This window comes from Corynebacterium sp. HMSC078A10, assembly GCF_001811565.1.
Taxonomy (GTDB): domain Bacteria; phylum Actinomycetota; class Actinomycetes; order Mycobacteriales; family Mycobacteriaceae; genus Corynebacterium; species Corynebacterium hesseae.
In genome coordinates this window covers 1-19534 of sequence record NZ_KV805218.1, presented here as the reverse complement: position 1 = coordinate 19534, position 19534 = coordinate 1, and the positions used below count along the sequence as shown (strand labels likewise).

At 60.8% G+C, this 19534-nt stretch carries 17 protein-coding genes and 2 pseudogenes; 11 read left to right on the top strand and 8 right to left on the bottom strand.

Going from position 1 to position 19534, the window contains the following annotated elements:
- Nucleotides 1–10 precede the first annotated feature (10 nt).
- Entirely contained in the window at nt 11–916 is a 906-nt protein-coding gene (locus HMPREF2808_RS09505) for a glutaminyl-peptide cyclotransferase (RefSeq protein ID WP_141752599.1), read from the bottom strand.
- 56 nt (nt 917–972) lie between these two features.
- Between HMPREF2808_RS09505 and HMPREF2808_RS09500 the strand changes: the two genes are divergently transcribed.
- The 3 genes from HMPREF2808_RS09500 (at nt 973) to HMPREF2808_RS09490 (ending at nt 3998) form a co-directional block, all read left to right on the top strand.
- Nucleotides 973–1602 (top strand): DUF3027 domain-containing protein, encoded by a 630-nt coding sequence (locus HMPREF2808_RS09500; RefSeq protein WP_371325876.1) that lies wholly within the window; start codon nt 973–975, stop codon nt 1600–1602.
- 126 nt (nt 1603–1728) lie between these two features.
- Nucleotides 1729–3132: an NCS2 family permease gene (locus HMPREF2808_RS09495; RefSeq protein WP_070624531.1), complete on the top strand. Its 1404-nt coding sequence runs from the start codon at nt 1729–1731 to the stop codon at nt 3130–3132.
- A gap of 44 nt (nt 3133–3176) precedes the next feature.
- On the top strand, nt 3177–3998 hold the full coding sequence (locus tag HMPREF2808_RS09490) for a TrmH family RNA methyltransferase (protein WP_070624530.1): 822 nt from the start codon (nt 3177–3179) through the stop codon (nt 3996–3998).
- On the opposite strand, the gene HMPREF2808_RS09485 is transcribed toward HMPREF2808_RS09490, so the two are convergent.
- From HMPREF2808_RS09485 to serC, 3 genes are all read right to left on the bottom strand, one after another.
- A complete protein-coding gene (locus HMPREF2808_RS09485) occupies nt 3950–4780 on the bottom strand; it encodes a DUF6928 family protein (protein ID WP_070624529.1) in 831 nt (276 codons plus the stop codon). The genes HMPREF2808_RS09490 and HMPREF2808_RS09485 overlap by 49 nt on opposite strands.
- A 13-nt stretch (nt 4781–4793) precedes the next feature.
- Entirely contained in the window at nt 4794–5981 is a 1188-nt protein-coding gene (gene sepH, locus HMPREF2808_RS09480) for a septation protein SepH (protein WP_070624528.1), read from the bottom strand.
- A gap of 154 nt (nt 5982–6135) precedes the next feature.
- On the bottom strand, nt 6136–7266 hold the full coding sequence (gene serC, locus HMPREF2808_RS09475) for a phosphoserine transaminase (RefSeq protein ID WP_070565690.1): 1131 nt from the start codon (nt 7264–7266) through the stop codon (nt 6136–6138).
- Nucleotides 7267–7417: 151 nt separating this feature from the next.
- Here serC and HMPREF2808_RS09470 point away from each other — a divergent pair, with 151 nt between their 5' ends.
- The 6 genes from HMPREF2808_RS09470 (at nt 7418) to HMPREF2808_RS09445 (ending at nt 13762) form a co-directional block, all read left to right on the top strand.
- On the top strand, nt 7418–8710 hold the full coding sequence (locus HMPREF2808_RS09470) for a citrate synthase (protein WP_083299257.1): 1293 nt from the start codon (nt 7418–7420) through the stop codon (nt 8708–8710).
- A gap of 172 nt (nt 8711–8882) precedes the next feature.
- A complete protein-coding gene (locus HMPREF2808_RS09465) occupies nt 8883–9239 on the top strand; it encodes an FKBP-type peptidyl-prolyl cis-trans isomerase (protein ID WP_010187736.1) in 357 nt (118 codons plus the stop codon).
- Between the two features lie 164 nt (nt 9240–9403).
- A complete protein-coding gene (locus tag HMPREF2808_RS09460) occupies nt 9404–10261 on the top strand; it encodes an aldo/keto reductase (protein ID WP_070523088.1) in 858 nt (285 codons plus the stop codon).
- Between the two features lie 434 nt (nt 10262–10695).
- On the top strand, nt 10696–11040 hold the full coding sequence (locus tag HMPREF2808_RS09455; RefSeq protein ID WP_070523091.1) for a DUF485 domain-containing protein: 345 nt from the start codon (nt 10696–10698) through the stop codon (nt 11038–11040).
- Between the two features lie 3 nt (nt 11041–11043).
- Nucleotides 11044–12690, top strand: a complete 1647-nt coding sequence (locus tag HMPREF2808_RS09450; RefSeq protein WP_070563292.1) for a solute symporter family protein — start codon at nt 11044–11046, stop codon at nt 12688–12690.
- A gap of 49 nt (nt 12691–12739) precedes the next feature.
- Entirely contained in the window at nt 12740–13762 is a 1023-nt protein-coding gene (locus HMPREF2808_RS09445; RefSeq protein WP_070563295.1) for a hypothetical protein, read from the top strand.
- Nucleotides 13763–13785: 23 nt separating this feature from the next.
- Here HMPREF2808_RS09445 and HMPREF2808_RS09440 read toward each other — a convergent pair whose 3' ends face one another.
- Nucleotides 13786–14712: a DUF1906 domain-containing protein gene (locus HMPREF2808_RS09440; RefSeq protein WP_070563298.1), complete on the bottom strand. Its 927-nt coding sequence runs from the start codon at nt 14710–14712 to the stop codon at nt 13786–13788.
- 196 nt (nt 14713–14908) lie between these two features.
- On the opposite strand from HMPREF2808_RS09440, the gene HMPREF2808_RS09435 reads away from it, so the two are divergent.
- A complete protein-coding gene (locus HMPREF2808_RS09435; RefSeq protein ID WP_246818557.1) occupies nt 14909–15892 on the top strand; it encodes a hypothetical protein in 984 nt (327 codons plus the stop codon).
- A 32-nt stretch (nt 15893–15924) separates the two neighbouring features.
- Here the strand turns inward: HMPREF2808_RS09435 and HMPREF2808_RS09430 are convergent, their stop codons facing one another.
- On the bottom strand, nt 15925–16353 hold the full coding sequence (locus HMPREF2808_RS09430; RefSeq protein WP_070531604.1) for an OsmC family protein: 429 nt from the start codon (nt 16351–16353) through the stop codon (nt 15925–15927).
- Between the two features lie 126 nt (nt 16354–16479).
- Here HMPREF2808_RS09430 and HMPREF2808_RS09425 point away from each other — a divergent pair, with 126 nt between their 5' ends.
- Nucleotides 16480–18702 carry a LamG-like jellyroll fold domain-containing protein gene (locus HMPREF2808_RS09425; protein WP_070531607.1) on the top strand — a complete coding sequence of 741 codons (2223 nt, stop codon included), beginning with the start codon at nt 16480–16482 and terminating at the stop codon, nt 18700–18702.
- 123 nt (nt 18703–18825) lie between these two features.
- Here the strand turns inward: HMPREF2808_RS09425 and HMPREF2808_RS09420 are convergent.
- Nucleotides 18826–19365 (bottom strand): annotated as a pseudogene (locus HMPREF2808_RS09420) (IS256 family transposase); the annotation flags it as partial.
- A 2-nt stretch (nt 19366–19367) separates the two neighbouring features.
- Nucleotides 19368–19490, bottom strand: a pseudogene (locus HMPREF2808_RS09415) (transposase); the annotation flags it as partial.
- Between the last annotated feature and the right edge of the window lie 44 nt (nt 19491–19534).

Below are 19534 nucleotides of genomic sequence, written 5' to 3'. Positions count from 1 at the left end.
GCTGAGAATCCTACTCGAAGCGCACCCGGTACAGCTCATCCCAGAGCTTGCCGGTGATCCAAAACTCGTCGGTGCCCGGGATTCGGGCAATGCCGTTGAGGACGGCGTTGGGATCCGTAGAAGGGGAATGGTTGAGGTTTGCGGTATCGATCACGGCGGTGACAGCGCCGGATTCCGGGTCGATGCGCAGGATATCCTCGCTCATCCAGACGTTGGCATAGACCGCACCGTCGACGCATTCAAGCTCGTTGAGGTTATCCACGGGGGCGCCGTCGAGGGTGACTTCGGTGCGCGGGCCGAGCTCTGCGAAGGTCTTCGGATCGAGGTGACGCAGCTTGGCGGAGCCGTCGGACATGATGAGTTCGGATCCCGCGTTGCACAGGCCCCAGCCCTCGCCGTCATAGCTAGCGCGGTCCAGTTCCTCAAAGGTGGCGGAATCCCGCAGGAAAGCTGCCCCGGATTTCCAGGTCAGCTGCCAGATGCCGGCGTCGGTCTGCGTGATTCCCTCGCCGAAGAATGAGCTTTCAAGTGAGGTTTCCTCTTGCGGGGCCTCTGCACCCGGGCTGAGGCGCAGCAGGCGGGACTTGCCGTTGAGCCCGGTGCCGATCAGCAGGTTGCCATCGGGGTTAACCTCCAGGCCCTGGGTAAAGGTACCGGGTGGCAGGGGTGCGGTGTCCAAGACGGTAACGCCCAAGCGCTCTGGGGAGCGTGCGCTTGGCGACGTCCCATCGTCCCCCATCGACGAGGAAGACGACGTCGAAGATGCAGACGACACCGAAGAGGCAGGCGACACCGCGTGATCGCCTGCGGGCTGCGAGGAGCACGACGTGAGCGGCGCGAGGAGAGCGCCGGCGGAGAGAGCTGCAGCGAGTGCGCGAGACGCGAGAGTGAGGTGTGGGAGGGCCATGACTGTCATTGTGCACTATGGCTTGGTGCGTGATTAATAATGGGAGGGTGACTCGCAAGAAAAAGATGCATTCCCCGCTTCTCGATTCGACCGCCGTCGACTTGGCGCGCCGGGCCGTGGAAGAGGTAGGTGAGGGGGACGTCGGCAAGCACCGCGGCGTTGCCGGAGTAGGCCGCAACGTGGCCACTCACCGTTTCGACGCCCACGTGCCGGGCTATCCGGGGTGGGAGTGGCATGCCGTCGTCGCCTGCGCGGAGGGCTCGCGTACACCGACCGTTAACGAGGTCGCGCTGGTTCCCGGTGGCCAGGCCCTGCAGGCGCCGGAATGGGTGCCCTATTCCGAGCGCCTGCGCCCAGGGGACCTTGGGCCGGGCGACCTCATGCCGCCCGCGCCCGATGATGAAAGGCTTGATGATGGGAAGCTTTCCGAGGCAGGCCTCAAGGAAGCTAAGGATCGCTGGCGCAAGAAGTATGGGCCGAATTCGGAGATGGCGGCGCAGGCGCAGCTGCAGTGCAAAACCTGTGCTTTCTATCTTGAGCTGATACCTAATTACGGCGTCTGTGCCAATGAATACTCGGCGGACGGGAAAGTGGTGCACGCCACCTACGGGTGCGGTGCGCATTCCGGCACGACCATCCGTGAGGAGGGATCGGAGCAGGAGCGTCCCTTTGATGATGAGAAGCCGATCTTTTAAGAGGCTCGCCTTTCTCCCCGCACGCAGCAACGACGCAGCGTGCGGGGTTTGCGTTTTAGTGCCTGGATGGAGCACCCTTAGCAGGTAAAACTTCACTTCTCTAGATAGAAGGGGCGCTCTCTCACGATGAACGCAGCTATCGATCGCTATTTCAAGATTTCCGAACGCGGATCCACCGTGGGAACCGAGGTCCGCGCCGGCGTGGTCTCGTTCTTCGCGATGGCCTACATCATCCTCCTCAACCCTCTTATCCTGGGCACGTCCGCTGACGCTGCCGGCACCACCCTGGGCATCCCGCAGGTCGCCGCCGCCACCGCACTGGTGGCCGGCGTCATGACCATCGCCTTCGGCATGATCGCCCGTTACCCATTCGCCATGGCTGCGGGCCTGGGTATGAACACCTTCGTCGCCGTGACGATGGTTTCCCTCAACGGCCTGGAATGGCGCGAGGCGATGGGCCTCGTCGTCATCGAAGGCATCATCATCGTCCTGCTGGCCATCTCTGGCTTCCGCCAGGCCGTCTTCGATGCCATCCCGGCCTCCATGAAGGCAGCGATGGGCGTGGGTATTGGTATGTTCATCGCGCTCATCGGTTTCGTGGATGGTCACTTTGTTACCCGCGTGCCGGATGCCGCGATGACCACTGTTCCGGTGAGCCTGGGCGTTAACGGTTCGATCGCTACGTGGCCGGCCTTCGTCTTTGTCGTGGGCCTGATTCTCTCCGCCTTCTTCGTCATCCGCCAGGTCCGCGGCGGACTGTTCATCGGCATCGTCATTACCACCATCATCGCCATGATCATTCAGGCGCTGACCGGTTCCGAGGACTGGGGCATGGCCACCCCGGAGGTACCCAGTTCTTTGGGTGGTCTGCCGGATCTCTCGATTGTGGGTCAGGTCGATCCGATTAGCGCCTTTACCAAACTCGGCGTGGTCTCCACGGTCTTGCTGATCTTCACCCTGCTGCTCACCAACTTCTTCGACGCCATGGGCACCATGAACGGCCTGGGCAAGCAAGCCAACCTCGTGGACGAGAAGGGCAACCTTCCGAACATGAAGACCGCCCTGGTGGTTGAGGGCTTTGGCGCCGTTGCCGGTGGCGCCGGTTCGGTCTCCTCCAACACAGTGTTTGCTGATTCGGCGGCCGGCATCGGTGACGGTGCCCGCACCGGCCTGGCCAACGTGGTGACCGGTGTGATCTTCTTGCTGGCCATGTTCCTCACCCCGCTCTACGAGATCGTGCCCATTGAGGCAGCGGCCCCCGTCCTCGTCGTCGTGGGCGTGATGATGGCGGCACAGCTCAAGGACATCGAGTGGAACCGCATGGAGGAGGCCATTCCGGCCTTTCTCACCATCGTGGTCATGCCCTTTACTTACTCCATTGCTAACGGTATTGGTGTGGGCTTCATCGCTTATGCCCTGATGGCTACCTTTGCCGGCAAGGCCAAGAAGGTGCACTGGATCATGTGGCTCGTGGCCGCCCTCTTCGTGGTCTACTTCGCCATGGAGCCCATCAGCTCGCTGCTGGCATAGCCCGCCTGGGGAGAACACGTGGCCCTGTGCCTAAACTAGGGGCCATGCGTTTTGTCATCGATGACCCCACAGACCCTCGCCTGGACGATATCCGCGATCTCAAGCACGCGGACAAGTCCGGCGAGGGTTTCGTTTTTGGTGAGGGCCCACTGTGCGTGGAGCGCCTGCTGGCCTCACGATTCCCGGTGCGCTGCATCATCGGCTTTGAAGGAAAGCTCGACACGTTCCTAGCGAACCACGATGTTGGCGATTTTCCCGTCTATCAGGTCACTCGAGCAACGTTGGGGGAGGTCACCGGTTTCGACATGCACCGTGGGCTGGTTGCCGCGGCTGACCGCGCAGAGGCCTGGACCGTGGATGAAGTCATTGAGGGCGCTCGCACCTTGGCCATCATGGAAGGTGTGGGTGATCATGAGAACATCGGCTCGCTCTTCCGCAACGCCGCGGGCATGGATGTCGACGGCATCCTCTTAGGCTCGGGAGCTGCGGATCCGCTCTACCGGCGCTCGGTGCGCGTTTCCATGGGGCACGTGCTGCGTTTGCCCTGGGCTCGGTTCGATGGCGGCTTTACCACCTGGCAGCGCGGGCTGGAGAAGCTGCGCGACCAGGGCTTCAGGCTGGTGTCGCTGACCCCGCATCCGGACGCCGTGCATATCGCCGACGCCCTGGAGGGTGCGGATAAGGTGGCGCTGCTGGTTGGCGCGGAGGGCCCAGGCCTGACCGAGCATGCCATGCGCGCGACCGATGTGAGGGCGCGTATCCCCATGGCGGAGGGCACGGATTCCCTCAACGTGGCGACGTCGGCGGCCATTGCCTTCTACGAGCGCCAGCGCTCCCAGAGGCTCCGTGACGTCGACACCGCATAGCGGCGCACGAGTCCGCCGAGGTGCTTGGCGGTGCGGACAATCTCTTCGCCGGTGGATTCCGGCTCGAGGTCGTGCTCTTCGTAGTCGTCATAATCGTTGAGCCCCAGCTTCGCCACTGAGGTTGTGGCCACCTCAGCCACGGTGCGGCGCGGTGGGGGAGTATCGACCTTGGGCTCGGGGCGGCCGTCGGTGGCATAGCCCACGACGTCCACGTCTGGGCCGTCCTCGCCCACTTCGATGCCCAGCCAGAATTCCTGGGCAGCTTCGGTGATAGTGAGCGGCTCAAAGGGCAGGGCAATCCCACCTGCGGGCTCGTCCATCTCCCCGGCCCAGTAAGGTGCCTCAAAGGTTTCGGGCAGGCCATGATCCTCGTAGAGGTTAAAGCGCGTTCCACACAGGGAGCGGCGCAGGCGGCTGCCCGTCCAGTGCGCAAAGCCGGCATAGCCAGTCTCTGGGTTAGAGGTGAAGGCGTAAATCTCCTCTGCCGGCACGGCCTCGCGCAGGGTGCGGGAGAGCTGCGAGAGGATCAGCTGGTCATCATGGATGATGGTTTGCACGACGGCCACACCGGGGTAGCCGCCGATGTAGAACTCGCTCGCGCCGGGTTCGGCGGAACGGTTTAGGGGGAACTGCCCGATAGGCGTTACCGGTAGGGAGGGGTTGAGTTGAGCGAGAAACTTGCGGCCGAAACCGCGGTCAGCCTTGGGCTCTCCGCGGAGAACCTCGGCGGGATCGGCGGCGGTGACGTACCAGAGAGTGAGAACGGCGCTTTGGGTATCCACGGCAGGCTACTCGTTAATCGCGGGGGCGCTTGGTAGAGGAACGAACGCCGAGCAGCACATCCTCCCAGTGCGGGGTGACGGCCTTGCGGCGGCGCTTGGCAGGCTTGGGTTCCGGATCTGGGTTCTGGAGGAAGTCCTCATCTACGCCCGTTTCCTTCTCCTCCGGCTGTGCCGCCGCGCCCTCGTCGCGGGCATCTGCGTTTTCATCGGCGCCGGTTTCGGCGGGGTGCTCCCCACCGCGCGGGGAGGGAAGCACGGAAGGCTCGGCAGTGACGTCGGCCTCCGCCTCAGTGTTCTCATTTGCGTTGCCGGTGTAGGAAGACAGTTCCGTTACGCCGGGGGCTCCAGCGCGCGCGTCCTCGTTGACCTCTCGGCCCTCGGCGTAGTCACGCCCATCGATGGCTTCGTCATAGCGCTCGCCACGGCCCACGGAGGTCAGCGAACGCACCGGCTGCACGAAGTCCGGGTCCGTCAGGTCTGCGGCCACGGAATTGCGTGCCTCCACCGTGGCCGGGGAGGACATCGTCTGCTTGAAGGTCCACTCCGCTTCGTTGGCGGAAAGCCCCGTCTTCCACGTGATGCGCAGGATCCACGGTTCACCTTGATGGCGGTAGGCGTCCCATGTTGCCTCCGACAGCGAGTGCCCACGTGCGGCGAATGCGGTGGCCAGGATCTCCCACAGGGTGAGCTTGGCCGGGCCATCCTCGCGGATGGGGTGCGCCTGCTTGGCGACGTCCGCAATGCGCGCCCGCTCCAAAAGCACCGGGTGCGCAAAAGGCTCGATGCGGGATTCCGGAACGTCGAGCTCCTCGGCGATCTCAGCGGCGCTGGCACCGGCGCGGATGCGGGCTTGAATCTCATTGGGGCGCAGGCGGATTTCTTGCGCCTGCTGCGTGTGCTGAGTCTGCGGAGAGGAAGGGGAGCCACCAGAAGATGGCATCACGGTGTGCAAACCAGCAGAGCGCGAAGCCTGTGCAGAAGTGGGGGAGGAATCGTCGGTGGCGTTCCCGGCCTCGTGCGTGGTGTGGTCGGATGCCTCTTTCGCGGAGTCGGAGTCGGAGTCGGAGTCGGCGGAGTCGGCGGGAGCGAAAAGCTCGCGAAGCTCGTCGGTGACCTCGAGGAAGAACTCCTCACCATCCTCGGCCCGGAGGACGAGCGAGGTGTCAGTTGAGTCGCTGGGTGCGAGGAAAATCTCGCGCATGATGGCGCTCCTTAGCCTGGTAGCGGACATGTGATGAAATCCACTTTACCCAGAACATGCCCCGAACTCTGGCAAGAGCGCGGGGCATGTTGTATGACTCAACAAATAGGTGCAAACAAAGTTGTTGCGTGGTGCAAGGAGTGGCGGGCGAAGGCTATCGGTTGTCCAAAACGTAATCGATAGCCTTGGTGAGCTTGGTGACGTCCGCGGAGTCGATCGCCGGGAACAAGCCCACTCGCAGCTGGTTGCGGCCCAGCTTGCGGTAAGGCTCGACGTCGAGAATGCCGTTGGCGCGCAGCGTCGCGGCAACCGCAGCTGCGTCGACGGAGTCCTCGAAGTCGATGGTGCCCACCACGAGGGAACGTGCGGCAGGCTCGGCCACGAAGGGGGTGGTCTCCGGGCGGGACTCTGCCCAGTTGTACAGGATGGAGGAGTTCTCCGTGGTGCGCTTGACCATGCCGTCGAGGCCGCCGTTGGCGTTCATCCACTGCACCTGATTCTCCAGCATGAGCAGCGTGGCCACAGCTGGGGTGTTGTAGGTCTGGTTCTTGCGGGAGTTGTCCACGGCGGTCTGCAGGTTGAGGAAGGGTGGGATGAAGCGATCGGAGGAGTTAATCTTCTCGATGCGCTCGAGGGCTGCCGGGGACATGGCCGCCAGCCACAGGCCGCCGTCGGAAGCGAAGCACTTCTGCGGGGAGAAGTAGTAGACGTCGGCATCCGACATATTCACGGGCAGGCCGCCGGCGCCGGACGTGGCGTCGACGACGACGAGCTGCTCCGCGTTTTCGGGGTTGGGGCGGGTCACCGGAACCATGGCTCCAGTCGAAGTTTCGTTGTGGGCCCACGCGATGATGTCGGCGCCTTCGGCATCAGCTGCCTTCGGATCAGGTGCGGTGCCGACCTCGGCTTCGGTGACGAGCGGGGCGTCGAGCCAGGGGGCGGCGGCTGCGGCTTTAGCAAACTTAGAGGAGAATTCGCCGAAGCTGAGGTGGGCGGATTTCTTCTCAATCAGGCCGAAGGTCGCCGCGTCCCAAAACGCGGTGGCACCGCCAAGGGAGAGGACAATTTCATAGCCTTCTGGCAGGGAAAACAACTCGGAAAGCCCTTCGCGGATGGAACCGACGAGGTTCTTGACGGCTGGCTTGCGGTGCGAGGTGCCAATGATGGTGCTGGCACCCGCGGTGATTGCCTCAATTTGGGAGGGGCGGACCTTCGAGGGCCCGCAGCCAAAGCGGCCGTCGGTGGGGAGGAGATCTGCTGGCAGGACGAGTTCTGAGTTGCTCATGTGGGCAGTGTAGCCTAATTTCGTTCGCGCATTAGATACTTTGCCAGGATTGCCAATGTTGGCAGAGTCACAGGTTTTGCTAGAGTGTGAAGAGGTTTAGATCTGTCGCGCCGGCTGCGGTCGGCGTTGAACATTGAGGAAAGGAATATACGTGGCTTCTGAAAAGAACAAGGTTGTACTGCAGTACCCCGGCGGCGAGTACGAGATGGACATTAAGCAGTCCACGGAGGGTGACTCCGGCTTCGATATTGGCAAGCTCCGTAACGAGACCGGCCTAGTCACCTTTGACCCGGGCTATGCGTCTACCGGCTCTACCGAATCCAAGATCACCTTTATTAATGGTGAGGAAGGCATCCTCCGCCACCGCGGCTACGACATCGCGGACTTGGCTGAGAACGCCACCTTCAACGAGGTGTCTTACCTGTTGATCAAGGGCCACCTGCCCACCGAGGATGAGCTGTCCAAGTTCAACAACGAGATCCGTCACCACACCCTGTTGGATGAGGACTTCAAGGCAGCCTTCAACATCTTCCCGCGCAACGCGCACCCGATGGCTGTTCTAGCCTCCTCCCTCAACATTCTTTCCGCCTACTACCAGGACCAGCTCAACCCGCTGGATGAGGAGCAGCTGGATAAGGCAACCGTCCGCCTGCTGGCTAAGGTGCCGATGTTGGCCGCTTATGCTTACCGCGCATCGCAGGGTAAGCCCTACATGTACCCGGATAACAAGCTCAACGCGCGCGAGAACTTCCTGCGCATGATGTTTGGTTACCCGACTGAAGATTATGAGGTCGACCCGATCGTGGCCAAGGCTCTGGATAAGCTCCTTATCCTGCACGCTGACCACGAGCAGAACTGCTCCACCTCCACCGTCCGCATGATCGGCTCCGCTCAGGCCAACCTGTTCGTTGCTATCGCCGGTGGTATCAACGCCCTGTCCGGCCCGCTGCACGGTGGTGCTAACCAGGCTGTTCTGGAGATGCTCGAGGATATCCAGAACAACCACGGTGGTGACGCAACCGACTTCATGAACCGCGTGAAGAACAAGGAAAAGGGCGTTCGCCTCATGGGCTTCGGCCACCGCGTGTACAAGAACTACGACCCGCGCGCGGCCATCGTCAAGGACACCGCTCACGAGATCATCGATCACCTCGGTGGCGATCCGATGCTGGACCTGGCTATGAAGCTTGAGGAGATTGCGCTGAACGACGACTACTTCGTCTCCCGCAAGCTCTACCCGAACGTCGACTTCTACACCGGCCTGATCTACCGCGCCATGGGCTTCCCGACGGACTTCTTCACCGTCCTCTTTGCCATCGGCCGCCTGCCGGGCTGGATTGCTCAGTACCGCGAGCAGCTTGAGCTCAACACCAAGATCAACCGTCCGCGCCAGATCTACACCGGCGAGACCCTGCGTAAGGTCACCCCGCGTAGCGAGCGCTAAACGGTAGCCTGAACGGTGGTCTTTAACAGGCCGCCGTGGCTTGACGTATAGCCCATACGCTGGGTTTCTAGGGCCGAGCCTCTCATCTCCGCTTATACTGGGGAACGTTGTGGCTCGGCCCACGCGTATGCGGCCAGCAAAGAAGAAAGTAATCCAAGGAGGATAATCCCCAATGGAAAAGCCCGTAATTGAGCCGGCAACGGAGCCTGCTCCCCAGGACCTTGTCATCGAAGACATCGTGGTGGGTGACGGTGCCGAAGCCCAGCCGGGCGGCTTCGTTGAGGTCCACTACGTTGGTGTTGACTACGAGACGAACCAGGAGTTCGACTCTTCATGGGGTCGTGGCCAGTCCATCGAGTTCCCGCTGACTGGCCTCATCGCCGGCTGGCAGGAAGGAATCCCGGGTATGAAGGTGGGCGGCCGCCGCAAGCTGGTCATCCCGCCGGAGAAGGCCTACGGCCCGGCCGGTGGCGCACACCCGCTGTCGGGTCGCACGCTGACCTTCGTCATCGATCTCATTCGCGCCTAAAGGAAAGGGCAAGGAAAGGGCTTAGCCCTTTCTGTTTCCCTCAATGACGCCCTGCCCGGCCGTGCGCTACTGCACGGCCGAGCAGGGCGTTTCGCGTGCGTAGGTTCGGATTAAAGCGCTGAGGAGCTATGCTTCGCCCCCACAGGGAGTTAAAGTGCGGCACAATGGGGGACATGAGTGTCCCACAAACCACGTTCAATGATGACCGCGAGATGCCGCTGATGGGTCTCGGAACCTACAAGCTGCGCGGAGAGGATCTCATCCGCTCCGTGCGTGAAGCCATCGATCTGGGCTACCGCCACTTCGATACTGCGACTCTGTACGAGAATGAAGAAGAACTTGGGCAGGCACTGAATGAGGCCATGAAGGCCGGTGACGTAACCCGGGATGAGCTGTTTATCACCAGCAAGGTCTGGCACGACCATCACGGTAAGGACAAGGTAGGCCAAGCCTTCCGTGAATCCTTGGACAAACTGCAGCTGGACTACCTTGACCTCTACCTCATCCACTGGCCGTGGCCGCAGGGTGGGCTCTATGTGGAGACGTTCGAGGAGATTGCCCGCATGCAGGGCATGGGTCAGATTGCGTCGATTGGCGTGGCCAACTTCTATGAGGAAACCTTGCAAACCCTGATTGATGAGACCGGTATCGTCCCGGTTCTCAACCAGGTGGAGCTGCACCCGGGCTTCACTCAGCCGGAGCTGCGCGAATTCCATGCCAAGCACGGCATCGTGACGGAGGCTTGGTCGCCGTTGGCGCGCGGCGTTGTGCTCAACAACCCGGTGGTTGAGTCCGTCGCCGAAAAGCATGGCATCACTGCCGGACAGGCGGTGTTGGCGTACCTGCTGAGCAAGGGGATTTCTGTTATCCCGAAGTCCAGCCGCCGGGAGCGCCTTGCAGAAAACTTCGCTGCCGCAGAGGTTGAGCTTACTTCCGAAGACGTAGCGGCTCTTGATGCGCTTGATGGCCAGGAAGGCTTTGGCCGTATGTTCAAGGACCCGCGAGAGTTCCCTGGCGCCTAAGCCGAAACACGTGGGGCGTAACCAAACGCCCGCGAGCGGTGGAGCCCGCCTTCAGCGCCTTGCTCTTTCTTTCTACATCGTTAGGGGAGAGGGGAGGACGCTGAAGGCGGGCTTTGTTGCGTACCCAGGGAAGTGGGAATCGTGAGGGGTGGGGGAGTGAAGATCTGTGAAAGACTCTGTGAAGTTTCGGTTTGCTAAATTAGATTCTTCCTTTGGAATCTCCTGTGGGGGTGCTAGCAGCGAGATAGAAATCCCTTGTAGTTGCAAGGGTAGGGGGTAGCGAAAGTGTATGTTATTAACTTTTCTTGGCAGGATTTACAACCTTGCAAGAGCGGTTAGGTAACTTACTGTGCAAGGCAAAACGTGATTGAAGACACTACCTCTTGTCTCTCACCGCGGTTTGTGGAGAAAAGACCCCTTGTAAGGAGAGCGACATGACTGACGCACCTGCTTCGATTAACTCGCGCCGCGAACCTACGCCGCAAGAGTTCATCGAGATGCGTGACAGCCCGCAGTTTGCCAAGCTGCGCAGCGCGTACCGCAAATTCACCTTCCCCATGACTGTGGCGTTCTTTGTGTGGTACGTCCTCTATGTGCTGGCTGCGGTCTTTGCCCCCAGCTTCATGGCCATAGAGCTTGGTGGCGGTTGGAACATTGGCCTTGTCTTTGGCCTCGCCCAGTTCTTGACAACCTTCATCATTACGTACATCTACGTCAACTACGCCAACAAAAACATCGAGCCGCAGGCAGCGGCCATTCGCCAGGAACTGGAGGGCTAAACAATGCAGACCATTACCTTGGCCGCAGCGGAATCCTCCGCCGGCAACCCGATTCTGAATATCTCAGTCTTCGCCGCCTTCCTTGTCGTCACCATGTACGTGGTGCTTCGTGCCGGCAAGTCCACGAAGGAAGCCTCTGACTTCTACACCGGCGGCGGTAGTTTCTCCGGCCGGCAGAACGGCCTTGCTATCTCCGGCGACTACCTGTCCGCCGCGTCCTTCCTGGGCATCGTCGGCGCCGTTGCGCTCAACGGCTACGATGGCTTCCTCTACTCGGTCGGCTTTTTCGTCGCCTGGCTCGTTGCGCTGATGCTCGTCGCGGAGCCGATGCGCAACGTTGGCCGCTTCACCATGGCGGACGTGTTGTCCTTCCGCCTTAAGCAGCGCCCGGTGCGCGTGGCAGCTGCGATTTCGACCCTGTTCGTGTCGCTGTTCTACCTCATCGCGCAGATGGCCGGCGCAGGCTCCCTCGTGGCCGTGCTCCTGAATATTCACGATTTCAAGTGGCAGGCCGTCGTCGTCGGCATCGTGGGCATCCTCATGATTGTCTACGTTCTTGTCGGTGGCATGAAGGGTACGACCTACGTGCAGATGATCAAGGCCGTGCTCCTGGTAACCGGCGTGGTCATCATGTGCATCCTCACCTTCGTCATGCTCAAGGGCGGCTTCAGCGCACTCTTTACCCAAGCCATTGATATGCACGCTAATTCCGAAGCTATCAAGGAAGGCGGCTACGAAGCCTCCCAGATCATGGAGCCGGGCCTGAAGTACGGAAAGAACCTCACCACCAAGCTTGACTTCATCTCCCTGGGTATTGCCCTCGTTCTCGGCGTTGGCGGCCTGCCGCACGTTCTCATGCGCTTCTACACGGTGCCGACCGCGACCGAGGCTCGCCGCTCCGTTACCTGGGCCATCGTCATCATCGGTGCCTTCTACCTCATGACCCTGGTCCTGGGCTACGGCGCTGCCGCCCTGGTTGGCCCGGACCGCATCCTCGCCGCACCGGGTGGTGCTAACTCCGCAGCACCGCTGCTGGCCCTGGAAATCGGTGGCTCCATCTTCATGGCGGTCATCTCCGCGGTGGCCTTCGCTACCGTTCTGGCTGTTGTCGCCGGCCTCGCCATCACCGCGTCAGCCTCCATCGCGCACGATATCTACCACTCTGTCATCCGCAACGGTGAATCCACTGAGGCTGAGCAGGTCCGCGTCTCCCAGATCACCGTGGTTGTCCTGGGCATCGTCGCCATCATTCTGGGCATCCTGGCCATGACCCAAAACGTTGCCTTCCTGGTGTCCCTGGCCTTCGCGGTCGCGGCATCCGCTAACCTGCCGACCATCCTGTACTCCCTGTACTGGCGTCGATTCAACACCGCGGGCGCTGTCGCATCGATGTACACCGGTGTTATCTCCTGCTTGGTACTCATCTTCCTGTCCCCGGCGGTATCCGGTTCCCCGACCTCGATGTTCCCGAACGCCGACTGGTCCATCTTCCCGCTGTCCTCCCCGGGCCTGGTCACCATCCCGCTGGCCTTCTTCGCGGGCTGGATCGTCTCCATCATGACCCCGCCGGACAACCTGGAAGAGCTGTCCGCAGAGATGGAGGTTCGTTCCCTGACCGGTGTGGGTGTTGAGGCTCCGGTGGACCACTAAAACACCTAAAACGCTACGTTTCGGACGGTAGAGAGTAGACTCAGGTTCTGTGTTTTACTCTCAGCCTTCTCACAGGGCGGTGTCAGCGCGAGCTGGTGCCGCCCTTCTGGCGTGCGTGCTCGGAGCAGCGAGTCTCGCTGCATGCTCACCAGCGCATGAAGAAGACTTCACGGCTGGCGGTTCAGCGCAGACCAGCGCAAGCAAGCCTGGTCCCATCACACATAGGAAAGGGCAGCTGCAGCTGGCAGCTGTCCCGGACTCAGTAGGTCAGTTCCTCAAGGGCGATGAGTCCAAGGCCATCACGTATTACCGCATTGAGACGGGCATGCACATGGGCTCGACCACTGAACACCAGCCGCGCTATGCGCTGAGCTTGATTAAGCTCTACATCGCAACCTACGTGCTGGAACGCGGGTCTTTCGAGGACAAGTACCTAGCGTTGGATATGGTTGCTGATTCCTCTGACGAGAGTGCCGCACAGCTCTTTGAGAAATATCCGCGATCCATCGATGCCATTGCTAAGGAATATGGCTTGGAGTCCACGTCCGCGGGGGAGGACTGGGGGCATTCCATGACCTCTACGTACGACGTTGTGAGGTTCATTGTTCAGCTCATGGAGGATGATCCGACCCATCCTGTGCTGGTAGCTATGTCCCACGCCGATGCTGTATCTGCCGACGGATATCAACAGAACTATGGCACCGCGAAGCTGAGCGACGTCGTGGGCTCTAAGTGGGGATGGTCGGACAGCAAGGATCGTCATTCCTCGGTGTCTTTTGGAGAGAACTTTGTCGTGGCTGCATCCATCGAAGGAAGCGCTCAGGAACTCACGTCTTATGTACGCAAGGAGATCACCGGTAAGAACCTGGTGAAGGGCAACAACCTGAACAAGGAGGCGCTGGCTAATCCTGGTGCTGTTGCCACGCGCTTGACGACGTCCAGCGCTGCGCCCACTGCGACCTCCACGACAGCGACGCCGGCTGCCGCGACATCTTCGGAGCCGTCTTCTTCTGCGCCGTCCTCTCAACCAACGTCTAGAACGTCGGCCTCGAAGACCTCTGCGGCACGGTAGGGGACTGCGCCGCAGCAGGGCATTTAGCCCATGGACTTGCGCACGGTGTTGAGGATATCCACCGCGCCGCGGACTTGGTCATTGCTGATGGAAGAACCAGCAATGGTGATGCCATCGCTGCTCACACTGGAGCCGCGACCAGTGGGATCCGGCAGGGTGATGTTGGGCAGCGGGATGTTGTCCGGCACGCTCGGGATGTCCTTGACCTTGGGCGGTGTCACCGCGCCTTGGCCCGGGGTCCACTGACCCCAGTCATTGGCGTAGACGGTGTTAATATCGCAGGTCACGCCGTCGATGGTGGCCTGGTTCTTGGCTTTTTGGTGGATGGTGGTGCGCGGGTGAATCTTGCCGCCCGAGCCCCAATCGTGCATCCAGTAGAACTGGCCAATGTGGTCGTTGACGCACCAGTCGATGACGTTGTAATTGCCGTACACGCCGGTTTGGTAGCCGGCCGCGCTCAGCGCCGTCGAGAAGGCCTTGAGGTAGGGGCGGATTTGGTTCTCATACTGGGCGCGGGTGGGGTTGTCATCGATCGCGATGTAGATTGGGCGGCCCGTCGGCCCGCCAGCGGCCTTGTGAATAGCGATGGCCTGCGGGGCGTGGACGGCGGCACCCGCCGCACCGTTGAGCCAGTCGGCGGTCTCGGCGCGGCCGAACTGGTAAATGGAGGCGGTCTTCAGGCCGACAGCGGCATTGGCCTTCGTTTCCGCCAGCGTGACGGGTTTGCCCTGCATCCAGTTAGCGCCGGGGCGGCGCTGGGAAACATAGCGAATGGCGCCGAGGTGGCCGGCGGCCTTGATGGCGCGCGCAGAAGGGACACCGGCGGAGAAGTCAATGATGGTGCCCACAGCTGGACCCACGGCGAGCGCAGCGGGTGCTTGGCTGCCGATGGCACCGGCGGTCAGCGCGAGGGCACTGGCTTTGATAAGGGAACGGCGGGACAAAGACATGATGGAGTTCTCCTAGCGAGGGTCAAGTGGGCTGACAAAGATGGGGCCGAAGAAAGTATCTGAAGTCACTTTAGCCACGATGGTCTAAAATTGCACCACAATTAGTATGGGTGGGTGCACAGGTGCGCCTCGCAGAGCCATAAACGTGCACGGAGCCCCATAAGACGGAGGAATAAGTATGGCTGAAGAGCTGAGAATGCGTTTCATTCAGGGCGACAGCGTGTTCCGGCTGAACCACCAGCAGTTCAGCGATGCTGAGGTGCAAGCGGTGCTTCAGGGTTACATCGAGAACTGCCGTCGGAACTCTCAGTGGATCCTCGATACCCGTGAAGAAGGAAACACCCTCGTGGTGGAGCATCTTTTCCCCGCGGAAGAATTCATCGAGGCGAATAATGGCCGCCTGCATATCGATGAGGCTTTCGTCGAATCACTGCCCCTGACGTACCCGATCGTGTTTGAGATCCGCTCGGGCTACCTGCGCATCCACAAGCCGCTAGCCAATAAGTACGGCGCTCTCCTGTCTGACTTCATTCGTGGCTTGTGGGAAGTGTTGCTGCAAGGTCAGATGCACTACCTGTGGGATCACGGCTTTGCGCAGTGTGGTGGTGTGGGAACGATACAACTCAACGCCTATGGGCTGCTGGAGCCGGACGAGCCGCTCATTGGGTTTTACCGGGTAGACGTCGATATGCAGCACGAGGCCTGGGTGTACATCACCCCGCAAGGGCTCATCCTGGTTTTCGACGATGGCGACGTCCTTGCCTTCGACAAGGTGGACATGCGCAATCCCTCGATTCCTTCAGGAGTCTTTTCTTTTAGCATGCTCAAGGCTGAGGTGGTTGGAACCGGCGGCGGCAAGACTATTAAAACCTCAATGAGTCCAAAGGATCTTGGGGAACTGGACCAGGCTCGGACGGATATCCGCACCATGTTGTCCTCGCCACACCAAGGGCAGCCGCGCCGTATGGTGGATCCGAACCCGCTTCCCTGGATCGTGGTGGACGGCGAAGAGCTGGGCTATATGGCACAGGCGGATCTGGAGCGCTACCGCCGCCAGCGCTCCGATGCCGGGCACAACCCATTCGGGGATGGCTCCCACACTATGCAGCAAGCCATGGACAACCCCTTCGTTGAATCGTGGGAGGAGAACCCTTCGCGCGACGATAACCCTTTCGCTTAAAGCGCTCTAAAGGCGCTTAAAGCGGAGTGGGCTTAGGGCTGGGTCGTGCGGAACGTGACGTTGGTGGGGTTTTCTACCGTGCGGGAGACGGTGCAGTCCTTCTCGTGGGAGATGCGCACGAGGCGCTCCACCATGGACTGGGCCTGACGGCCGGCATCGGTATCGGGGAAGCGGAGGGAGAATTCCACGTTGACGTCGCTAAGCCTTGAGGCGCCGTCCTCGTTGACGCGGGTGCCTTCTACGTGGACGTCGAAAAGCTCCGGCTCCGTGCGCCGGGAGGTGACCACGTCGACGTCCACGGCCGAGCAGCCCGCCACGGCAGCGAGCAACAGCTCGACCGGACTTAGCAGTCCGTCGCCCGTGCCGAATTCGAGGGTCGCGCCCGCAGTGTTCGTGGCGCGGTAGCGACCGGTATCAACGCGGGTGACGTCGACGTTGTATTTCTTAGTGATATTGCTCATGAGCGTTCATCCTAGCGGCGGGTAATCATTTAAACGTGCGTTCATGCGGTCGTTACGTGAGGGAAAGCTATGGAGAATACATTTCTTATGTCTCTTTTGGCTTTATTCACTGTGATTGGAAGAACTATGGCTTCTCGCCGCCTGCTCGGCACCGTGGTCACCGCCTCGGTGGCCGGTACGTTCCTTATTGTCCCTGCTTCTGCCGATGAGTCGGTGGAAGGCCTAGGTTCGCGCTTCAGCATCGGTGTGCTGCCGGATACTCAGTTCTATTCCCGTTACTCCACCCCGGAAACCGGCAACCTGGCGCAAGCGCGCTACGGTAGCGAGCCTTTTAAGGCGCAGACCGAGTGGCTGGTGAAGAACCAGCAGGCGCTCAACATGGACTTCGCTACCCACCTCGGTGACGTGGTGGACCAGGCGGACGTCGAGGGGGAGTGGAAGGTTGCTGATGAGGCGATGAAGGTCCTCGATGATTCCGACCTGAACTACTCCATCTTGCCGGGCAACCACGACATGATTGAGGATAAGTCAGCGCACCCGTACGACGTCTACTTCAGTGCCGAGCGCGCCAAGACCGCCAACCCGGAAACCTTCCAAGAGCGCCACACCGCGGTCAACAATGACTCCGAGTACCACATTTTTGAGGCCGAGGGCCAGAAGTACCTGGTCCTGGCGCTGGGCTGGCGCGCGGATGATGCGGCTCTGGAGTGGGCGCAAGGCGTTCTCGATGCGCACCCGGACCTGCCGGTCATCCTCACCAGCCACGAGGTGCTCAACCTCGATGGTGCTGGCGAGGTTTTCTACTCCGATGACTATGGCCAGGGCCTGTGGGACAAGTTCATTAAGAAGAACGACCAGATCTTCTTGACCATGGGCGGCCACCACCACGGCGCGGGCTACCGCGTGGACAAGAACGATGCAGGCCACGACGTCATCGGCATCCTGCAGGACTACCAGATGGCTTACCAGGGCGGTAACGGTCTGCTCGGCGTGCTCGAGTTCGACCTGAGCGGCAATGAGCTGGAGATGACCGCCCTGTCCCCGTGGGTCGCGCAGAAACCAGCGAAGGAGCTCACGCAGTTCGACAAGCTCATCCTCGACGGCACAGGCGATAGCTATCACGTGCCGCTCAACTTCAAGGAGCGTTTCGCTGACTTCGCCCCGGACTGGACCATTGGCGATGAAAACGACCCGGACCTCGGTCAGAAGGCCCGCGACATCGCTGAGGAAGGCTACACCCCGTACACCATCCCGAAGGACCAGCTGCCGGAGGGCCCGAATGACTTCGTGAAGTCCGACAAGACCGTCTTCCACTGGCGCCCGGGGCAGACCAAGAACACGGACGGCAAGCAGCTTGCCGACGGCGACGTGGCCACCGAAGGCGCAGTCATTCCGGATGTCTTCGGTGCTGATGGTGCCGGTGACCTCGTTCGCGAGGGTGGTCCTTCCAACACGGGTGAGCGCATCACCTACACCAAGGACCACCACCCGTTGTCCTCTGATTCTGGCTCCCTCTACTGGTCCGACCCAGCTGGCAAGCTCGCGATGGCAGAGTTTCGGTCCAAGGAAGGCGCGGAGATCAACAAGGTCGATACCTCCGAGGGCTACACCTTTGAGTCCTTCGTGAAGATTCCGAAGGACTTCAACGGCTCTGAGCACGGCTGGGGGAGTGCGCTCTCCCGCGACTCCAGCATCGCCGAGCTTGTCGACGGATCCGAGGACACCGACCCCACCGTCATGTTCGGCATTTCTAACCTCCGTGAGCTGCGCTGGTGGGCGGAACCGAAGGAAGGCGAAGGTTCGACTGTCTGGTCCCACGAGGTTCCCACCGAGGAGTGGATGCACATCGCCGTAGTCAACAAGCCGGATTCCGACACCGTAGAGATGTTCATCAACGGTGCACCCATCCTGCGCAACGCCAAGGGTGCTGAAGGCCTCCTCCCGCGCGACCTGCAGTGGGTTATGGGCGCTGGCTTTGATAGCCGCAAGCCGCAGGACCCGTGGTACGGCTGGATTGGTGAGACCCGCCTGACCCAGGGCGTTCTGGACTCCGACGAGTGGCTCACCGCGCGCCCGGCCGTGAAGGAGGAAGAGCCGTCGAGCTCCACTACGACGCCTACCGAGCCGACCAAGCCTTCTAAGCCGACCAACACGAAGGAGCCTTCTGCCGACGATATGGCTGCGGCCTTCTTCGCAGGCTCCAGCCGTGGCGCGAAGGTTATCCTCCCCATCATCGCCGTCATTGCAGTCGTCGGCGGTGCCGCCTACGGCCTCATCCCGACCATCAACCGCATCTTCGGTCTTAACATCCCGCAGCCGAAGCTGCCGCAGATCCCGGGTCTGAACTAGTTACCGTTCACCCTCCGTCCCCCGACTCACATTGAGGCGGGGGGTTTTCTATTGTGATGGCCCTGGGCGGATTTTAGCGGGTTAAGGGTCAAAATGTGTGTCTGGCTCGGCGTGTCGCTGGGGTTAGATTTGGCCTTTTTGGATGCCGATTGAGTGGGTGTACTCGGTGTCGATACCGTTGTCGTAGAGGGCTGGTCGTCCTGTTTCGTGGTCGGCTTGGTTCTCGGTGTGGGTCAGGATGGATACTTTGGCGAGTTGGTCCTGGCCCCAGTGGGACTGTCTGGCGATGCGTAGTGGATCGTCGGGCAGTTCTGTTTTTAGGTACAGCCACCAGTCCAGCATTTTGCGCTGGTGTTCATTTGTTCTGCCCCGGTGAGCACGCGCAATCTCTTTCAGGCGAGCGTTAATCCCGCCTTCAAGACTGTTGGTCGTAGATTTGATGCGGGCAGGTTCTAAGACGCCTTTAGGTTGATTGATGTAGACAAAGAGCATGCCTTGGCGCCATAGATGGTTCAGACTGTTGTAGGCCTTTCGCACGTTGGAATGTGTCCATACCCATGTCCAATTTCCTGTATCAGGGTCTTTAACCCTGGTCCTCTCGTCCATCCACCTGCGGTAGACAGTGTTGAAGTTATGGAGCAATACACCCCAGTCAGCTACCTCACGCGCAGGGATTTTTCGTTTTGGTTGATGCGCTTAGATAGCACCTGGGTGCCGTCGATATCTAAGACGCAAGCGTGGTGAAAGTATTTACCGACGTCCATGCCGATGACATAGTCGTAGGTCATGCCAGACCTCCTAGCGAATTGAATGAGTATGGGACTTATTTCAT

What these genes read in the sequence shown, in the direction of transcription:
- HMPREF2808_RS09490 (WP_070624530.1), top strand. Translation starts at nt 3,177, where the DNA reads ATGCGTTTTGTCATCGATGACCCCACAGACCCTCGCCTGGACGATATC.
- HMPREF2808_RS09460 (WP_070523088.1), top strand. Translation starts at nt 9,404, where the DNA reads ATGGGGGACATGAGTGTCCCACAAACCACGTTCAATGATGACCGCGAG.
- HMPREF2808_RS09425 (WP_070531607.1), top strand. Translation starts at nt 16,480, where the DNA reads ATGGCTTCTCGCCGCCTGCTCGGCACCGTGGTCACCGCCTCGGTGGCC.
- HMPREF2808_RS09495 (WP_070624531.1), top strand. Translation starts at nt 1,729, where the DNA reads ATGAACGCAGCTATCGATCGCTATTTCAAGATTTCCGAACGCGGATCC.
- HMPREF2808_RS09500 (WP_371325876.1), top strand. Translation starts at nt 973, where the DNA reads ATGCATTCCCCGCTTCTCGATTCGACCGCCGTCGACTTGGCGCGCCGG.
- HMPREF2808_RS09455 (WP_070523091.1), top strand. Translation starts at nt 10,696, where the DNA reads ATGACTGACGCACCTGCTTCGATTAACTCGCGCCGCGAACCTACGCCG.
- HMPREF2808_RS09450 (WP_070563292.1), top strand. Translation starts at nt 11,044, where the DNA reads ATGCAGACCATTACCTTGGCCGCAGCGGAATCCTCCGCCGGCAACCCG.
- HMPREF2808_RS09430 (WP_070531604.1), bottom strand. Translation starts at nt 16,353, where the DNA reads ATGAGCAATATCACTAAGAAATACAACGTCGACGTCACCCGCGTTGAT.
- serC (WP_070565690.1), bottom strand. Translation starts at nt 7,266, where the DNA reads ATGAGCAACTCAGAACTCGTCCTGCCAGCAGATCTCCTCCCCACCGAC.
- HMPREF2808_RS09435 (WP_246818557.1), top strand. Translation starts at nt 14,909, where the DNA reads ATGCGTTTCATTCAGGGCGACAGCGTGTTCCGGCTGAACCACCAGCAG.
- sepH (WP_070624528.1), bottom strand. Translation starts at nt 5,981, where the DNA reads ATGCGCGAGATTTTCCTCGCACCCAGCGACTCAACTGACACCTCGCTC.
- HMPREF2808_RS09440 (WP_070563298.1), bottom strand. Translation starts at nt 14,712, where the DNA reads ATGTCTTTGTCCCGCCGTTCCCTTATCAAAGCCAGTGCCCTCGCGCTG.
- HMPREF2808_RS09465 (WP_010187736.1), top strand. Translation starts at nt 8,883, where the DNA reads ATGGAAAAGCCCGTAATTGAGCCGGCAACGGAGCCTGCTCCCCAGGAC.
- HMPREF2808_RS09505 (WP_141752599.1), bottom strand. Translation starts at nt 916, where the DNA reads ATGACAGTCATGGCCCTCCCACACCTCACTCTCGCGTCTCGCGCACTC.